We start from the raw sequence: 15,070 nt of genomic DNA on the forward strand, positions 1-15,070 counted from the left end.
AGGGGGCTGTGCAGTGAGCGGGAATCGTGAGGACGGGGAGCGGGGAGGGGCCGAGGGCCCCTTCCTGGAGATCGCCTGCGACGAATCCGGGTCGGACGGCGAGAACCTCACCGGCGGGAACACGGACGTGTTCGCGCACGCCAGTATGTCGCTGTCCGAGGCGACGGCGGCGGCGGCCGTACGGGAGATCCGGGACCGGATCCGCTCACCGGCCGAGGAGTACAAGGCGAACCACCTGCTGCGGGAGAAGCACCGCGCGGTGCTGGAGTGGCTGCTCGCGCCGAACGGGCCGATCCACGGGCGGGCGCGGGTGCATCTCATGGAGAAGTCCTTCTTCGTGGTGGACCGGGCCGTCGGTCTGCTGCTGGGTGACCCGGGCCAGGCCGTCGCCTTGTTCCGCGAGGGCCGCCGGGCCTTCGGCGAGGATGGCTGGCGGACCTTCCTGGAGGCGGCCAACCAGCTGCTGCGGGTCCGCAACAACGGGGAACCGGGCGCCCCCGTGGAGGTCTTCTACGACACGGTCGACGCCCTGCGGCGAGCCCACCCGGACACCGACGCGACGGCGATCCTGGAGCGGCTGGCCGTGACCCGGCCCCGCGCGGTGTCCTACCGGGCGGCGTTCCTGGACGGGCCGCCCCTGATCCCGGTGCTCAACCCGCTGCTCCCGGCGATCGTCCGGACGGCCGCGCTGTGGAGCGGCGACGGGCGGCCGGTCCGGCTGGTGCACGACCGGCAGAACATGCTGACGCCGGACCGCATCGCCTGGATCGAGGAAGCGGCCCGGCAGGCGGGGGTCGGCCTGGCCGGGTTGCGGCTGGTCGTCGCGCGCGAGGACGCCCGCGTGCAGGTGGCGGACTTCCTCGCCGGGATCGCCCGCAAGATCGCCTCCGACGAGCTGAACGGACGCGGGGACCCCGCGCTCACCGCCCTGCTGCGGCCCTACGTCGATCCGGCCTCGGTGTGGGGCGACGCGCGCAGCCGGGCCCTGCTCGCCGCCCCGGCGGACTTCGGGCCGACCGCCCCTGCCGCCGGCCGGCGGTGAAGAGATCACGCGTGCGCTGAACACGGCAGGGCTGCGCCCCGTATGGGAAGAGGGCACTCAACTCAAGGAGTGCCCCGCGGTGTTCACACCGTGTTGTTCGGGTTCGGGAGCCATGCATGAGGCACGCACGACGACGGGTCGTCCGGCGAGTGACACGGCTGGCGGCCGTCGGCGGACTCCTCCTCGGAGGAGCGATGGTCACACGCGCCGTGGCGAGCGAGCCGCCGGATCCGACGATCGGGGTCCCGTACTCGGCGCAACCGGCCACGAGCATGGGCACCGACCTCGTGTCCCGGCTCGGTACCTCCCGCACGGCGGGCAGCTGGGTCGACCCCGCCGGCCGGCCGGTCGTCGCGGTCACGGACGAGAAGGCGGCCGACGAGGTCGAGCGCGCCGGTGCGCAGGCGAAGATGGTGCGCCACAGCATGAGCGACCTCAAGTCCGCCACGGCCACACTGCGTTCGGCGCCCCGCGTGCCCGGCACCGCATGGGCCCTGGACTACAAGAGCAACGAGGTGGTGGTACGGGGCGACAGCACCGTCTCCGCCTCCGACTGGTCCCGGCTGACCGACGTCGCGGAGGGCATCGGCGGCTTCGTGCGCATGGAGCGCACCGAGGGCACGTTCACGACGCGGATCAACGGCGCGGAGCCGATCCTGTCGACCGCCGGGCGCTGTTCGGCGGGCTTCAACGTGACCGACGGCAAGACCGACTTCATCCTCACGGCCGGGCACTGCGGGCCCGACGGCTCCGTCTGGTTCGCCGACGACCGGGGCCGTCAACAGGTCGGCACGTCGCTCAGGGGGAGCTTCCCCGGCGACGACTACTCCCTGGTGAAGTACGACAGCGGTCGCGCGGGCCAGGGCGCGGACGTCGTGGCGGTCGGTGACGGCAAGGGCGTGCGGATCACGGGCGTGGCCGATCCGGAGGTCGGGCAGAAGATCTTCCGCAGCGGCAGCACCAGCGGTCTGCGCCAGGGCGAGGTGACCGCGCTGAACGCGACGGTCAACTACCCCGAGGGCACGGTCACCGGCCTCATCGAGACGAACGTGTGCGCCGAACCCGGCGACAGCGGCGGCCCGATGTTCGCCGACGGAGTCGCGCTCGGTCTGACGTCGGGCGGCAGCGGGGACTGCGCGGCGGGCGGTACGACGTTCTTCCAGCCGGTGACGAAGGCGCTGACCGAGCTGGGGGTCAAGCTGATCGTGGCCAAGCAGGCCGGTGGCGGCACCGGCGCCTCTCCCGCGCCGTCGGCCTCGCAGGGCGCCGCCTCGCCCGGCTCGTCGGCGCCGGTCGCGGGCGAGGACGTGTCGGGCCTGCTGACCCGTCTCACCGACCCGCGCAACGTGGGCCCCGGCCTGCTGGTCATCGCGGGCAGCATCGTCGCCCTGGTGGCGACCCGCTGGATCCGCGCGGAGCAGGACCGCAAGGCGTACCGGCAGTACTACTCGGCTACTTGGGGATGACGTCCGTCAGTTCGGGTGAGGGCGCCTCATGACCGTGCTGCTCGGCGCCACCGAGCTTCAGCGGGTGGTCGCACCGCAGGCCGTGGTCCGAGCCCTGCGCCAGGGCTTCGTCGCGGCCCTCGCCTCGCGGACCGCCCCGCAGCGCGTGCGCCAGAGTCTGCCGGCGTCCCCCGGGAGCATCGCCGTACTGCTGCCGGGGCTGCTGCCCGGCATCCCCGCCTACACCGTGAAGGTCAACGCCAAGTTCCCCGATGCCGACCCGGCGATCTCCGGCATCGTCTGTCTCCACGACCTGGAGACCGGGGAGTTGCTCGCGCTGCTGGACTCCGCCTTCGTGACCGCGTGGCGGACCGGGTTGTCGGCGGCGTTGGCCACCGACCTGCTCAGCCCGGCGGGAGCACGCGCTGTGGGAATCATCGGCGCCGGAGCCCAGGCGGACATGACGCTGCGCGGGCTGATCCGGTTGCGCACGGTCGAGCGGGTCGTCATCCACGATGCCGACGACGGACGGGCTCACCGGATGGCCGGGGTCTGGCAACGGGCCGGACTCGCGTGCCAGGTCGTCGGCAGCGCGCGAGAAGTCGCCCAGAGCTGTGACAGCGTCGTCACCGCGACCTGGTCCCGCCGCCCGCTGCTGCGCCTCCCGGACGTCAGGCCGGGCTCGCACATCACCTCGCTGGGAGCGGACGAACCGGGCAAAGTGGAACTGGACGCCGGGCTGCTGCGGCATGCGCGGGTCATCGTGGACGACCTCGACCTGGCGATGACGTCCGGCGCGCTGGGCAGTGCGGGCCTGCGCCGGGAGGACGCCGCAGCCGTGCTGGGCCGGATCATCGACGGGACCGTCCCGGCGCGGACCGATGCCGGGCAGGTGACCGTCTACACCCCGGTCGGCCTGCCCTGGCAGGATCTCGCACTCTCCTGGGCCGCCTATCTGGCGGCGCTGCGGGACGGGGCCGGCGTCGGCTTCCGGTTCCACTCGCGGCCGGAGGACGAGGGCGACGCGTGAGCACTCGGCACCGGGGCGGCTCTGTCTCACCCCAGTGTGAGCAGTACCGTCGCCGCCCCCGCCCCCAGCAGCCCCAGCGCCTGGCGCCGGCTGATCCGCTCGTGCAGGAGGGCGAGGCCGAGGATGACGGGCAGAGCCGGGTAGAGGGACGCGAGGACGACGGCGACGGCCAGCAACTGGCGCTGCGCGGCGAGCAGATACAGCACGAGGCCGAGGGCGGCGCCGGCCCCGATGAGGAGGGCCTGGAGGCAGCGGCCCGGCGGCAGCTTCAGCCGGCGGGCGTGGCGGACGGCGTCCGGCAGGAGGACGAGGACCGCGGCGACACGACCCGCGGCGACGGGCCACAGCCCGCTGCCCGGGCCGGCTTGGCCCAGAGCGAGGTACTGCACGGCCACGCCCGCGCTGGCGAGCAGTCCGTCCGCCGCCCCCTTGCCCGGGCCGCCCCCGCCTCCGGAGACGAACCACAGCGCGGGGACCGTCACGGCGATGCCGAGCCAGGCCAGGGCCCCCGGGCGGTCGCCGAGGACGAGCACGCCGCACAGCACCGACAGCGCGACGCCCGTGACGGCACTCACCGGCACGACGACGCTCATCGCGCCCCGGCTCAGCCCGCGGTTGAGGAACCGCATGGCCATGCCGCTGCCGACGCCGGACAGCGCGCCCCACAGCAGGTCGGCGGTGTGGACGGCGTCGGCGGACATGAGGAGTGCGGCGGCGCAGGCGAGCAGCAGCCCGCCGAGCTGGCCGAGGAAGGTGACGGCGGCGTGGTGGATGTGCCGGGACAGCAGGCCGCCGGCGAAGTCGACGATGCCGTAGACGACGGCCGAGGAAAGTGCGAGAAGGGCACCCATTGGATCAGGGGTGCCCCGGGACGAGGGTCCGATGCGTCAGCGACCCCAGGGCCTGTCGTTTGGATCAGGTCGCAGACGCGGGGCCTGATCCGAACGACAGGCCCTGGCTGACGTTCAGGCCGCGGGCTCGGACTGCGGGGCCGCGGCGGCCCACTCCAGGACGAGCCGCTGGTACTCCTCGCGCTGCTCGACGCTCAGTGTCCCGCCCGACCGGCGCCACAAGGCCCGGATCTCCTCGTTGACCTCGTCAGCCGTTCGCTGGGAAGAGGTTTCAACAGTGGTGGACATGCTGTGAAGCATACGTCGCCGCACGTGAAGACGATGTGAGTAATCGTGAGTTAAACGGTCATTCCGGACAGTGTTGCTGATCACGTCCATCTCCCAGTAAACGTGAGCCTGTTCACACTTCGGCCGATCCCAGCACCAGCACCTTGATGGCCAGGACGGCCGCGCCGCGCGCCCAGTCGTGAAAGTCGGACACCTTCGTCTCCAGTTCGACCGGGGCGGCCAGGGGATGCCGGTTGTCGCGGACGGTCTCCTCGACCGTCTTGCCGGCCACGTCCATCAGCCCGACCCCCTCCCCCGCGAGCAGGATCTTCTGCGGCATCACGAAGTTGGAGATCTGCGCGACCAGCGTGCCCAGGGCGCGTGCGGCCTCGGCGACGACCCGGGCGGGCATGGGGTCCCCGGCGGCGGCCGCCGCGAGGATCTCCTCGTACGTCCGGTCGCAGCCGGTGGCGGCCTGGACCTGGTAGCGGATGTTGGGGATGGCCAGCAGCGAGACGGCGCTGCCGCGCCGGCCGTCCGGGGTGAGCGGGCCGCCCGGGTCGACGATCCAGTGGCGGCCGAAGCCGCGGTCCTCCTCGGCACAGGGCACCCGCTTGCCGCCCAGGACGAGTCCGTAGCCGATGCCGGCGCCGATGGTGAGGACGACGAAGCGGTCCAGGCCGCGTCCGGCGCCGAACCAGGTCTCGGCCTCGACCAGGGCGGCGACGTCGTTCTCGACGACCACGGGCAGCCCGGTGCGCTCCTCGACGAGTTCGGCCAGCGGGACGTCCCGCCACAGCAGGAAGGGGGACTCGCCGACGACGGCGCGGTCCTGGACGAAACCGCCGACCCCGATGCCGATCCCGGCGAGCCGGGGATGGTCGCGGGTCAGCTCGGCGGTCATCTCCCCGAGCACATCGGCGACTTCCGCGGGGTCGTGCGTGGTGAGCGGACGGTCGTGGCGGGCCACGATGTCACTTCTGAGCGTGGTGACGACGCCGTAGACCATGTCCTCGGTGATCTTGAAGCCGAGGAAGGACCAGGAGTCGGCGACGACGTCCAGCGGTGTCGAGGGGCGGCCCTGGCGCGTCTCCGCCGGCACTCCCGCCTCGGCCACCTCGACCAGCAGGCCCGACTCGATCAGCGGCTTGGTCAGCCGGGTGAGGCTGCCGGCCGACAGCCCCAGCCTGCGCGCGAGCTCGGTGCGCGACAGCGGGCCGTGCACGAGCACCTCGATCGCCACCGCGCGCTCCCCCGGGCTCAGCGGCGGCCAGCTGGCCATGCCTGCGGTCATTCGGTCCGCTCCCCTCACCCTTTTCTTTCGCACTGAAACCAACATGACCACCCTAAGTCGATGATGGTTGCTGTGAAAAGATGTTTGCACCCCTCTTGACGCAGCAATTGTTTCGCACCAAAAGTAAGTCCCGCCAGAGGACGAGCCGCCGCAGCGAGGGAGTCTCCCGATGACCATCGCCTCCAGCAGCCCTCCGTCACGCCTGCCCGCGGGCGGCGCGACGGAGACCCGCAGCAAGCCCAGGGCACGACGCGACGACGTGAGCGGGAACCGGGGTGACGGACGGCTGGCCGCGGTCTTCATCGCCCCGGCGCTGCTCGGCTTCCTCGTCTTCCTGCTCTGGCCGACGCTCCGGGGCATCTATCTGAGCTTCACCCGCTTCAACCTGCTGACACCGGCGGAGTGGGTGGGCCTGGACAACTACGTCCGTATGGTCAACGACCCCATCTTCTGGGACTCGTTGACGGTCACCGTCGAGTACGTCGTCATCAACATCGGCGTCCAGACGGTCGCGGCGCTCGCCATCGCCGTCCTCCTCCAGCGGCTGACCCAGTCGGCGATGCTGCGCGGCATCGTGCTCACGCCGTACCTGATGTCGAACGTCGTCGCGGGTCTGGTCTGGCTCTGGATCCTCGACACCCAGCTCGGCATCGGCAACGAGATCATCAGTGCTCTCGGCGCCGACCGCATCCCGTTCCTCGCCGACGAGACCTGGGCGATCCCGACGATCGCGCTCATCAACGTGTGGCGGCACGTCGGTTACACCGCGCTGCTGCTGTTCGCGGGTCTCCAGGCGATCCCGAACGACATGTACGAGGCGGCCAGGGTGGACGGCGCGAGCGAGTGGCGGATGTTCTGGCGGATCACCATGCCGCTGCTGCGGCCGGTGCTCGCGGTCGTGCTCATCATGACGGTGATCGGGTCGTTCCAGGTGTTCGACACCGTGGCCGTGACCACCGCGGGCGGTCCGGCGAACGCGACCAACGTGCTCCAGTACTACATCTACGGCTCCGCCTTCGGGCGCTTCCAGTTCGGCTACGCCTCGGCCATGTCCGTCGCCCTGCTCATCGTGCTGAGCGCGATCACCATCCTCCAGTACCGGCTCACCCGGGCCGGCCGGACCGACCTCGGCTGACGGAAGGGAGACACCGGCATGGCTGCCGTGACGACAACGACGTCCACGACCGTGCGACCGGTCCGGCGCAGGTTCCCCTTCGGGCGGGCCGCCGCCTGGACCGTGATGGGGCTGATCGTCCTCATCACCCTGCTGCCGTTCTACTGGATCCTGCGCACCGCGCTCTCCACCAACGCGGGTCTCAACGCCGATCCGACCAACCCCCTGCCCGTGGATCTCACCACCAGCGGCTTCGAACGCGCCCTCGGCATGCAGTCGGCCGAGGAGGCCGTCGCGCAGGGCGGCGCGGGCGGCGGGCTGGACTTCTGGCGCTATCTGCTCAACTCGGTGCTGGTCTCGACCCTGATCACCGGCTGCCAGCTCTTCTTCTCCGCGATGGCCGCGTACGCCTTCTCACGGCTGCGCTGGCGCGGCCGGGACGCGGTCTTCGGGCTGTTCCTGGCCGGGTTGATGGTGCCGACCATCTTCACGCTGCTGCCGAACTTCGTGCTCATCAAGCAACTGCACCTGGTGGACACACTCCTCGGCATCGCGCTGCCGACCATGTTCATGGCGCCGTTCGCGGTGTTCTTCCTGCGGCAGTTCTTCATGAACATCCCTCAGGAGGTGGAGGAAGCGGCGCTGCTGGACGGTGCCGGGAAGGTCAAGATCTTCTTCCGGGTGGTGCTGCCGATGGCGTCCACGCCGATCCTCACGCTGGGCGTGCTGACGTACATCACGTCCTGGAACGACTACTTCTGGCCGCTGATGGTCTCCTACAGCGACAGCTCGCGCGTGCTGACCGTGGCGCTGGCGATCTTCCGGGCGCAGACCCCGGCGACCGGCGTCGACTGGTCCGGGCTCATGGCGGCGACGCTGATCGCCGCGCTGCCGATGCTGGTGCTGTTCGCCTGCTTCGCGCGCCGCATCGTCAGCTCCATCGGCTTCACCGGGATCAAGTAAGGGGACTGTGATGCGAATTCGTCTGCGTACGCTCGTCGCGGCGACCGGAGCGCTGACGCTGTCCCTGGTCAGCGGATGCGCCCAGCAAGGCGCCGCCGGATCCTCCGCGAACACGGTCACGTACTGGCTGTGGGACGCCAACCAGCTGCCGGCCTACCAAGCCTGCGCGAAGGGGTTCGAGAAGGAGAACCCCGGACTGAACGTCAAGATCACCCAGTTGGGCTGGAGCGACTACTGGACCAAACTCACCGCCGGGTTCATCGCGGGCACCCAGCCGGACGTGTTCACCGACCACATCCAGAACTTCGGCCAGTACGCCGACCTGAAGGTCCTGGAACCGCTCGACGACCTCGGCATCGAGAACTCCGACTACCAGCCGGGCCTCGCCGCCAACTGGATCGGGAAGGACGGCCACCGCTACGGCGCACCCAAGGACTGGGACACCGTCGCGCTGTTCTACAACTCGAAGATGACGAGGGACGCCGGCCTCACCGCCGAGCAGCTGAACGACCTCGCCTGGAATCCCAAGGACGGCGGCACGTTCGAGAAGGCCATCGCCCACCTCACGATCGACAGGAACGGCAAGCGGGGCGACGAGCCGGGCTTCGACAAGAACAACGTCAAGGTGTACGGCATGGCCTCCAACGGCGGCGGCTTCGGCGACGGCCAGACCCAGTGGAGCAACTTCGCCGCCTCCGCCGGGTGGAGTTACCTGGACAAGCCGCGCTGGGGCACGGAGTACCAGTACGACAGCGAGACCTTCCAGTCGGTCGTCAAGTGGTACTTCGGCCTGGCGAAGAAGGGCTACATGCCGCCCCTGTCCGACTACAACGTCCAGTCCAACCAGGCGAACACCCAGGTCGCGGCGGGCAAGGCCGCCACCGCGTTCGACGGGGCCTGGATGATCTCCTCGTACGCCGGTTTCAAGGGCCGGGACATCAAGACCGCCCTGACGCCGGTCGGCCCGACCGGCAAGCGCGCCACGATGATGAACGGCCTCGCCGACTCCGTCACCAAGGCCTCCGAGAACAAGGAGGGCGCCAAGAAGTGGGTGGCGTATCTCGCCTCGGACAAGTGCCAGAAGGTCGTCGGCGGTTACGGCGTCGTCTTCCCCGCCACCCCGGCCGGTACCGAGGCCGCCGTCGCCGCGTACCGGAAGAAGGGCATCGACGTCTCGTCGTTCACGAAGCCCGTGGCCGACAAGAAGAACTTCCGGACCTTCTCGTACCCGATCGCCAGCTACTCGGCGGACATGACGGCGCTCATGTCCCCGGCGATGGAGGACATCTACGGCAACGGCAAGCCGGTCAGCAGCCTCGACCAGACCAACGAACAGATCAACCTGATCCTCTCGCAGTGATCATCACCGACCAGTGAAGGGCACGCCTTACATGACGTTCTCCATCGGCATCGTCGGCGCCGGACAGTTCTCGGGCCAGTTCGCCACGCTGTTCCAGGCCCACCCCGGCGTCAGCGCCGTCTACGTCACCGACCTGCTGCCCGAGCGGGCCGGGCAACTCGCCTCCGCCCAGGGGCTGGCGGGCACCTTCCCGTCGTACCAGGCCATGCTGGAATCGGAGGACATCGACGCCGTCGCGATCTTCACACAGCGCTGGACGCACGGGCCGCTCGTGCTCCAGGGCCTCAACGCCGGCAAGCATGTCTACTCGGCCGTCCCCATGGCGATCAGCACGGAGGAGATCGCCGCGATCATCGACACGGTCAAGGCCACCGGGCTGACGTACATGATGGGCGAGACCAGCGAGTACAACCCGGCCACGGTCCACGCCCGCAACCAGATCGCCGAGGGTGCCTTCGGGCGGCTCTTCTACGCCGAGGGCGACTACGTCCACGACATGGACCTCGGGTTCTACGAGGCCTACCAGTACAGCGGCGGCGAGAACTGGAAGGCCACGGCCAGCTATCCCCCGCTGCTGTACCCGACGCACGCGGTCGGCGGGGTGCTGGGCGCCTGGCGGACGCACGCGGTCAGCGTGTCGGCGATCGGTGTCGTCGACGACCGGGGCGACGGTGTCTTCGACAAGGAGGTCAGCCAGTTCGGCAACGACTTCTCCAACGCCACCGCGCTGTTCGAGGTCGCGGGCGGCGGCTCGTTCCGTACGAACGAGTTCCGGCGGGTCGGCTACCCCTCGCACATACGGGAGTCGCGTTTCCGCTTCTTCGGCACCGAGGCGAGCATGGAGCAGCTTGCCACGGTCGCCCTGTGGCAGGACAAGCAGGGCGTGAAGGACATCAGCGAACTGCTGGAGCCCAAGCCCACCATGGCGCCCGACGACCCGTCGCTCCAGCACATCGCGCCCGAGCTGCGGGTTGCGTTCACCTCCGGGTCGGCTCCCGTGCACGACCGTGCGCGGCTGCCGAGGGAGTTCGACAACCTGCACAACGGCCACGAGGGCAGCCACCACTTCCTGGTGGACGACTTCGTGACCGCCGTCAACACACGCACCCTGCCGTCGGTGAACGCGTGGGTGGCCGCCCGCTACACCCTGCCGGGCGTCATCGCGCACGAGTCCGCGCGGCAGGGCGGGGTACGGCTGGAGATCCCGGACTTCGGGGACGCGCCGCAGTAAGGGGCGGGGCCGAGCCGGGTGCCTGGATCAGGTGCCCGGCTTGCGGCCGTACACGAACACGTCGTCGTTCTTCTTCAGCAGCGACCAGTACTTCTTGGCGTCGGTCTTGGTCATGTTGACGCAGCCGTGCGAGCCCGGCGGGTTCCACATGCTGACGCCGACCGAGTGGAAGGCCTGGCCGCCGTCGAAGAACTGGGCGTAGGGCATCGGCACGTCGTAGATGGACGAGACGTGGTCGATGTTGCGCCAGTAGATCTTCTTCAGGCCGGTGCGGGTCTCGTACCCGTTGCGGCCGGTGCGGACCGGGACGGGGCCGTAGACGAGCTTCTTGCCGTCCTGGATCCAGCTCAGCTGGAGGCTCAGGTTCACGCAGGCGATCCGGCCCTTGTTCACCGGGCACTTGCCGTCCTTGTTCGGGTTGTTCCCGACTGCCTTCTGCTTCTGCATCAGGTCCATCACGCCCCAGGTGACGGGCCCGGCGTAGCCGGCGTTCGGGGAGATGCCGTGCTTGGTCTGGAAGGCCTGGATCGCCTTGCAGTCGGCGGCCGACTGCTTGCCGTCGACCGGGCGGCCGAGGAACTTCTCCACCTGCTTCTGGTGCGGGCCGGTCTTCGTGGTGCAGCTCGCGGCCGCGGCCGGCGTGGCGCCGAGCGCGAGCGTGAGCGGTGCCACCAGTGCGGTGATCCCGAGTACGACGGCGCCCCGTCTGCGTACGTCCCCCATGGTTGGTCCTGCCCTTTCGGAAGTGGTCACATGGTCTGCGATCCCTGCCAGCTAGACGGGCGCACGGGGGGTTCGGTTGTACGGGCTGACAGCCTGCGACGAAACGGTGACATACTTCACCACGCGGTCGGCGGGAGCGGGTCAGTTCCGCAGCGCGTCGCGGAAGCCCGTGTTCACGGCGGTGAGACCGCCGTCGACGACCAGCGTGGTGCCGGTGATCCACGCGGCGTCGGGCGAGGCGAGGAAGGCCACGGCCGCGGCGATGTCCTCCGGTTCGCCGACCCGGCCCAGGGGGTAGAGCCGCCGTACCGCTTCGAGATCCTCGTCGCGACCCTCCCAGGCGGTGGTGCGCACGGTGCCCGGTGTCACGAGGTTGACGCGGACGCCGCGCGCCGCGGCGTGCCCGGCGAGGGTGCGGGTCAGGGAGACCAGGCCGGCCTTGGCGGCGCTGTAGGCGTGGTTGCCGAAGTCCTGGAGGGCGTTGACCGAGCCGATGGAGACGACGGCGCCGCGGCCGGAGGCCGCCAGGTGCGGCAGGGCGGCACGGCAGCAGCGGTACGCGCCGGTCAGGGTGACGTCGAGGTCACGCGCCCACGACTCGTCCGGTTCGTCCTCGAAGCGGGGTGCGTCGGGTGAGCAGTGGGCGGCGCTGTTGACCAGCACGTCGAGCGAACCGAACGTGTCGGCGGCGTGGGCGACGGCCGCCTCGACCGCGCCCCGGTCCGCCACGTCGCACCCGCGCCCCTCGACGGTCAGGCCCTCGTCCCGCAGCGCCGCCGCGGTCCGCGCGGCCTCGTCCGGGTCGCGGTCGGCGATCAGGACCCGCGCTCCCTCCCGGGCGAACCGGCGGGCGGTGGCGGCGCCGATGCCGCGCGCCCCGCCGGTGATGAGAACCCCGTACCCCTCGAAGCGCCTGGTGTCCGTCATGCGCCGACCGTACTGCCCCGGCGGTCCCTCAGCGGTAGCCGGTCGTGTCCGTCGGCTTGCCCGCGTCCTGTACCTCGACCAGGTAGCGCCAAGCGTCCGGGCGGCTGCCGTCGAGGTCGGTGAAGGCGTACTCTCGGGCCAGACCGCCGCTGGAGAGGGAGCGGCCGTTCCAGCGCGCCACGTCCGGGTCGGCGGCGAGCGCCGCGACGGCCCGGCCGACGTAGCGCGGGGTCTCCGAGATGGCGAAGTGGGGGACGCGCTCCAGGGCGTCGCGCCAGTTGTCCTCCCGTACCCCATAGACGTCGAGCATCATCTCCGAGCGCAGCCAGCCGGGGGTGAGGGCGACGGCGGTGGCGCCGCGCGGGCCGAGTTCGTGGCCGAGGGCGAAGGCCATGCGCAGGACGGATGCCTTGGCGAGGTCGTAGAAGAAGTTCACGCGGTAGTTGCCGGCGTTGTAGTCGGCGGTTCCGTCGGTGACCTCGACGACCAGGCCGCCGGGCCGGCGCAGCATCAGAGGCAGGGCGTGGTGGCTGGTGATCGCGTGCGTCTCGACCGCGAGTCTGAGCAGGCGCAGGCCGTTGTCGAGGTCGTGCTCCCAGAGCGGGCTCTCCCACTCGAAGAGCTTCTCGCCGCCCCAGATGTCGTTGACCAGGACGTCGAGGCGGCCCTGTTCGTCGGCGATGCGGTCCACGAGGGCGCGGACCTGCACCGGGTCGAGGTGGTCGGTGGGTACGGCGACGCCCTGCCCGCCGGCCTCGGTGACCAGGTCGGCGGTGTCCTCGATGGTCTCGGGCCGGTCGTACTCCGAGCGGCGGGTGCGCGTGCTGCGTCCGGTGACGTAGACGGTGGCGCCTGCCGCGCCGAGTTCCACCGCCATGCCCCGTCCGGCGCCCCGGGTCGCACCGGCGACCAGTGCGACCTTGCCCTTCAGTGGAGCTGACATGTCCGACCTCCCGAGACCGTGGCTGCTTGTCGCCTCCAGGGTGACGGGTAAGCCGGACATCTTCTGTCGCCTTTTGCGGGCGACACGCGATCAGTGGCCGCGGGCGATCCACTCCTGGAGATGCGGGGCCTCCGCATCGATGGTCGTGGCGTCTCCGTGGCCGGTGAGGACCTTCGTCCCGGGCGGCAGCGTGAGGAGGCGGTCGCGGATCGAGTCGATGATCGTCGGGAAGTGCGAGAAGGACCGGCCGGTGGCGCCGGGGCCGCCCTGGAAGAGGGTGTCCCCGGTGAAGACGGTGGCGAGCCCGGGGTCGTACAGGCACACCGCGCCGGGCGCGTGCCCCGGGGTGTGCAGGACCCGCAGGTCGGCGCCGCCGGCCTCGATCACCTGGCCGTCGACCAGCCAGGCGTCGGGCTCGCGGTCCGGGTGGGTCTGCTTCCACAGCGGCAGGTCGTCGCGGTGCAGCCAGATGGTGGCCCCGGTGCGCTCGGCGAGGGCGGGGGCGGCGTCGATGTGGTCGTTGTGGGCGTGGGTGCACACGATGGCCGTGAGCCGGCGGTCTCCCACGGCCTCGGCGATGGCGTCGGCGTCGTGCGCGGCGTCGATGACGATCGCCTCGTGGTCGTCGCCGACGATCCAGACGTTGTTGTCGACGTCCCAGGTGCCGCCGTCGAGGCTGAACTGCCCGGAGGTGACGAGGTGTTCGACGCGCGGGGTCATCACAGCATCACCACCGAGCGCAGCACGTCGCCGTGGTGCATCCGCTCGAACGCCTTCTCCACCTCGTCGAGCTGGATGGTCTCGGTGACGAACGCCCCGAGGTCCAGGCGCCCTTGCAGGTGCAGGTCGATCAGCATGGGGAAGTCGCGGGAGGGCAGGCAGTCGCCGTACCACGAGGACTTCAGCGCGCCGCCGCGCCCGAACACGTCCAGCAGGGGCAGTTCGAGCTTCATCTCGGGGGTGGGCACGCCGACCAGGACGACCGTGCCGGCGAGGTCGCGGGCGTAGAAGGCCTGCTTGTACGTCTCCGGGCGGCCCACGGCCTCGATGACGACGTCGGCGCCGAAGCCGCCGGTGAGTTCGCGGATCGCCTCGACCGGGTCGCTCTCGCGCGAGTTGACGGTGTGGGTGGCGCCCATGGTCCGGGCCGTCTCCAGCTTGCGGTCGTCGATGTCGACGGCGATGATCTTCGCCGCTCCGGCGAGGTGCGAGCCGGCGATGGCGGCGTCGCCGACGCCTCCGCAGCCGATGACGGCGACCGTGTCGCCCCGGCCGACGTTTCCGGTGTTGATCGCGGCGCCGATGCCGGCCATGACGCCGCAGCCGAGCAGCCCGGCCACCTGCGGGGCGACCGCCGGGTCGACCTTGGTGCACTGCCCGGCCGCGACCAGCGTCTTCTCGGCGAAGGCGCCGATGCCGAGGGCCGGGGAGAGTTCCTGGCCGGTCGAGGCGAGGGTCATCTTCTGCCCGGCGTTGTGGGTGTCGAAGCAGTACCAGGGCCGCCCGCGCAGACAGGCGCGGCATTTCCCGCACACCGCACGCCAGTTGAGGATCACGAAGTCACCGGGCTCGACGTCGGTGACGCCGTCGCCGACCGCCTCGACCACGCCCGCGGCCTCGTGGCCGAGCAGGAAGGGGAAGTCGTCGCTGATGCCGCCCTGCTTGTAGTGCAGATCGGTGTGGCACACCCCGCAGGCCTGGACGCGCACGACCGCCTCCCCCGGGCCGGGGTCGGGCACGACGATGGTCTCGATCCGTACCGGCTCGTCCTTGCCCGGTGCGATCACACCGCGTACTTCCTGCGCCATGCTGACTCCTTCGTCGGCTTCGTCGGCCGGATGCCTTCCCTTCCGACCCTACGCGCGACTGATCGGTAAGGG

At 70.6% G+C, this 15,070-nt stretch carries 15 protein-coding genes; 7 read left to right on the plus strand and 8 right to left on the minus strand.

All coding sequences use genetic code 11. The features are described from left to right. Positions 1-13 precede the first annotated feature (13 nt). The 3 genes from QC385_RS22755 to QC385_RS22765 all read left to right on the plus strand — a co-directional run bounded on the left by QC385_RS22755 (position 14) and on the right by QC385_RS22765 (position 3,517). Positions 14-1,042, plus strand: a complete 1,029-nt coding sequence (locus tag QC385_RS22755; protein WP_279543176.1) for a hypothetical protein — start codon at positions 14-16, stop codon at positions 1,040-1,042. A 116-nt stretch (positions 1,043-1,158) separates the two neighbouring features. Further along, the gene (locus QC385_RS22760) at positions 1,159-2,508 is read left to right on the plus strand and encodes a S1 family peptidase (RefSeq protein ID WP_279543177.1); all 1,350 of its coding nucleotides are present in this window, start codon (positions 1,159-1,161) and stop codon (positions 2,506-2,508) included. A 28-nt stretch (positions 2,509-2,536) separates the two neighbouring features. Continuing rightward, positions 2,537-3,517 (plus strand): ornithine cyclodeaminase family protein, encoded by a 981-nt coding sequence (locus tag QC385_RS22765; protein ID WP_279543178.1) that lies wholly within the window; start codon positions 2,537-2,539, stop codon positions 3,515-3,517. Between the two features lie 26 nt (positions 3,518-3,543). Here the strand turns inward: QC385_RS22765 and QC385_RS22770 are convergent, their stop codons facing one another. The 3 genes from QC385_RS22770 to QC385_RS22780 all read right to left on the minus strand — a co-directional run bounded on the left by QC385_RS22770 (position 3,544) and on the right by QC385_RS22780 (position 5,929). After that, positions 3,544-4,368: an EamA family transporter gene (locus tag QC385_RS22770; protein WP_279543179.1), complete on the minus strand. Its 825-nt coding sequence runs from the start codon at positions 4,366-4,368 to the stop codon at positions 3,544-3,546. Positions 4,369-4,482: 114 nt separating this feature from the next. Beyond that, positions 4,483-4,668 carry a hypothetical protein gene (locus QC385_RS22775; RefSeq protein WP_279543421.1) on the minus strand — a complete coding sequence of 62 codons (186 nt, stop codon included), beginning with the start codon at positions 4,666-4,668 and terminating at the stop codon, positions 4,483-4,485. 100 nt (positions 4,669-4,768) lie between these two features. Continuing rightward, on the minus strand, positions 4,769-5,929 hold the full coding sequence (locus QC385_RS22780; protein WP_279543180.1) for an ROK family transcriptional regulator: 1,161 nt from the start codon (positions 5,927-5,929) through the stop codon (positions 4,769-4,771). 169 nt (positions 5,930-6,098) lie between these two features. Here QC385_RS22780 and QC385_RS22785 point away from each other — a divergent pair, with 169 nt between their 5' ends. From QC385_RS22785 to QC385_RS22800, 4 genes are read left to right on the plus strand one after another with little or no spacing between them, the layout of a single operon-like run. Continuing rightward, positions 6,099-7,064 carry a carbohydrate ABC transporter permease gene (locus QC385_RS22785; RefSeq protein ID WP_279543181.1) on the plus strand — a complete coding sequence of 322 codons (966 nt, stop codon included), beginning with the start codon at positions 6,099-6,101 and terminating at the stop codon, positions 7,062-7,064. Positions 7,065-7,082: 18 nt separating this feature from the next. Further along, positions 7,083-8,006 carry a carbohydrate ABC transporter permease gene (locus tag QC385_RS22790; RefSeq protein WP_279543182.1) on the plus strand — a complete coding sequence of 308 codons (924 nt, stop codon included), beginning with the start codon at positions 7,083-7,085 and terminating at the stop codon, positions 8,004-8,006. A gap of 10 nt (positions 8,007-8,016) precedes the next feature. Next, positions 8,017-9,366, plus strand: coding sequence for an ABC transporter substrate-binding protein (locus QC385_RS22795; protein WP_279543183.1), 1,350 nt, complete (start codon positions 8,017-8,019; stop codon positions 9,364-9,366). A gap of 31 nt (positions 9,367-9,397) precedes the next feature. Further along, positions 9,398-10,597 (plus strand): Gfo/Idh/MocA family protein, encoded by a 1,200-nt coding sequence (locus QC385_RS22800; protein ID WP_279543184.1) that lies wholly within the window; start codon positions 9,398-9,400, stop codon positions 10,595-10,597. Positions 10,598-10,624: 27 nt separating this feature from the next. Here QC385_RS22800 and QC385_RS22805 read toward each other — a convergent pair whose 3' ends face one another. The 5 genes from QC385_RS22805 to QC385_RS22825 all read right to left on the minus strand — a co-directional run bounded on the left by QC385_RS22805 (position 10,625) and on the right by QC385_RS22825 (position 14,998). Further along, entirely contained in the window at positions 10,625-11,320 is a 696-nt protein-coding gene (locus tag QC385_RS22805; RefSeq protein WP_279543185.1) for a L,D-transpeptidase family protein, read from the minus strand. 141 nt (positions 11,321-11,461) lie between these two features. Beyond that, complete coding sequence (locus QC385_RS22810; RefSeq protein WP_279543186.1) at positions 11,462-12,247, minus strand: SDR family NAD(P)-dependent oxidoreductase; 786 nt, start codon at positions 12,245-12,247, stop codon at positions 11,462-11,464. Between the two features lie 28 nt (positions 12,248-12,275). Then, positions 12,276-13,190 carry an SDR family oxidoreductase gene (locus tag QC385_RS22815; RefSeq protein ID WP_279543187.1) on the minus strand — a complete coding sequence of 305 codons (915 nt, stop codon included), beginning with the start codon at positions 13,188-13,190 and terminating at the stop codon, positions 12,276-12,278. A gap of 90 nt (positions 13,191-13,280) precedes the next feature. Then, positions 13,281-13,910 carry an MBL fold metallo-hydrolase gene (locus QC385_RS22820; RefSeq protein ID WP_279543188.1) on the minus strand — a complete coding sequence of 210 codons (630 nt, stop codon included), beginning with the start codon at positions 13,908-13,910 and terminating at the stop codon, positions 13,281-13,283. Beyond that, positions 13,910-14,998 (minus strand): S-(hydroxymethyl)mycothiol dehydrogenase, encoded by a 1,089-nt coding sequence (locus QC385_RS22825; protein WP_279543189.1) that lies wholly within the window; start codon positions 14,996-14,998, stop codon positions 13,910-13,912. The genes QC385_RS22820 and QC385_RS22825 overlap by 1 nt, the downstream gene beginning before the upstream one ends. Positions 14,999-15,070: the final 72 nt, after the last annotated feature.

This window comes from Streptomyces sp. DH10 (genome assembly GCF_029813805.1).
Classification (GTDB): Bacteria; Actinomycetota; Actinomycetes; order Streptomycetales; family Streptomycetaceae; genus Streptomyces; species Streptomyces coeruleofuscus.

Bases quoted from the DNA above. Each gene is read 5' to 3' on its own strand.
- QC385_RS22760 (WP_279543177.1), top strand. From the start codon at position 1,159: ATGAGGCACGCACGACGACGGGTCGTCCGGCGAGTGACACGGCTGGCG.
- QC385_RS22765 (WP_279543178.1), top strand. From the start codon at position 2,537: ATGACCGTGCTGCTCGGCGCCACCGAGCTTCAGCGGGTGGTCGCACCG.
- QC385_RS22770 (WP_279543179.1), bottom strand. From the start codon at position 4,368: ATGGGTGCCCTTCTCGCACTTTCCTCGGCCGTCGTCTACGGCATCGTC.
- QC385_RS22775 (WP_279543421.1), bottom strand. From the start codon at position 4,668: ATGCTTCACAGCATGTCCACCACTGTTGAAACCTCTTCCCAGCGAACG.
- QC385_RS22780 (WP_279543180.1), bottom strand. From the start codon at position 5,929: ATGACCGCAGGCATGGCCAGCTGGCCGCCGCTGAGCCCGGGGGAGCGC.
- QC385_RS22785 (WP_279543181.1), top strand. From the start codon at position 6,099: ATGACCATCGCCTCCAGCAGCCCTCCGTCACGCCTGCCCGCGGGCGGC.
- QC385_RS22790 (WP_279543182.1), top strand. From the start codon at position 7,083: ATGGCTGCCGTGACGACAACGACGTCCACGACCGTGCGACCGGTCCGG.
- QC385_RS22795 (WP_279543183.1), top strand. From the start codon at position 8,017: ATGCGAATTCGTCTGCGTACGCTCGTCGCGGCGACCGGAGCGCTGACG.
- QC385_RS22800 (WP_279543184.1), top strand. From the start codon at position 9,398: ATGACGTTCTCCATCGGCATCGTCGGCGCCGGACAGTTCTCGGGCCAG.
- QC385_RS22805 (WP_279543185.1), bottom strand. From the start codon at position 11,320: ATGGGGGACGTACGCAGACGGGGCGCCGTCGTACTCGGGATCACCGCA.
- QC385_RS22810 (WP_279543186.1), bottom strand. From the start codon at position 12,247: ATGACGGACACCAGGCGCTTCGAGGGGTACGGGGTTCTCATCACCGGC.
- QC385_RS22815 (WP_279543187.1), bottom strand. From the start codon at position 13,190: ATGTCAGCTCCACTGAAGGGCAAGGTCGCACTGGTCGCCGGTGCGACC.
- QC385_RS22820 (WP_279543188.1), bottom strand. From the start codon at position 13,910: ATGACCCCGCGCGTCGAACACCTCGTCACCTCCGGGCAGTTCAGCCTC.
- QC385_RS22825 (WP_279543189.1), bottom strand. From the start codon at position 14,998: ATGGCGCAGGAAGTACGCGGTGTGATCGCACCGGGCAAGGACGAGCCG.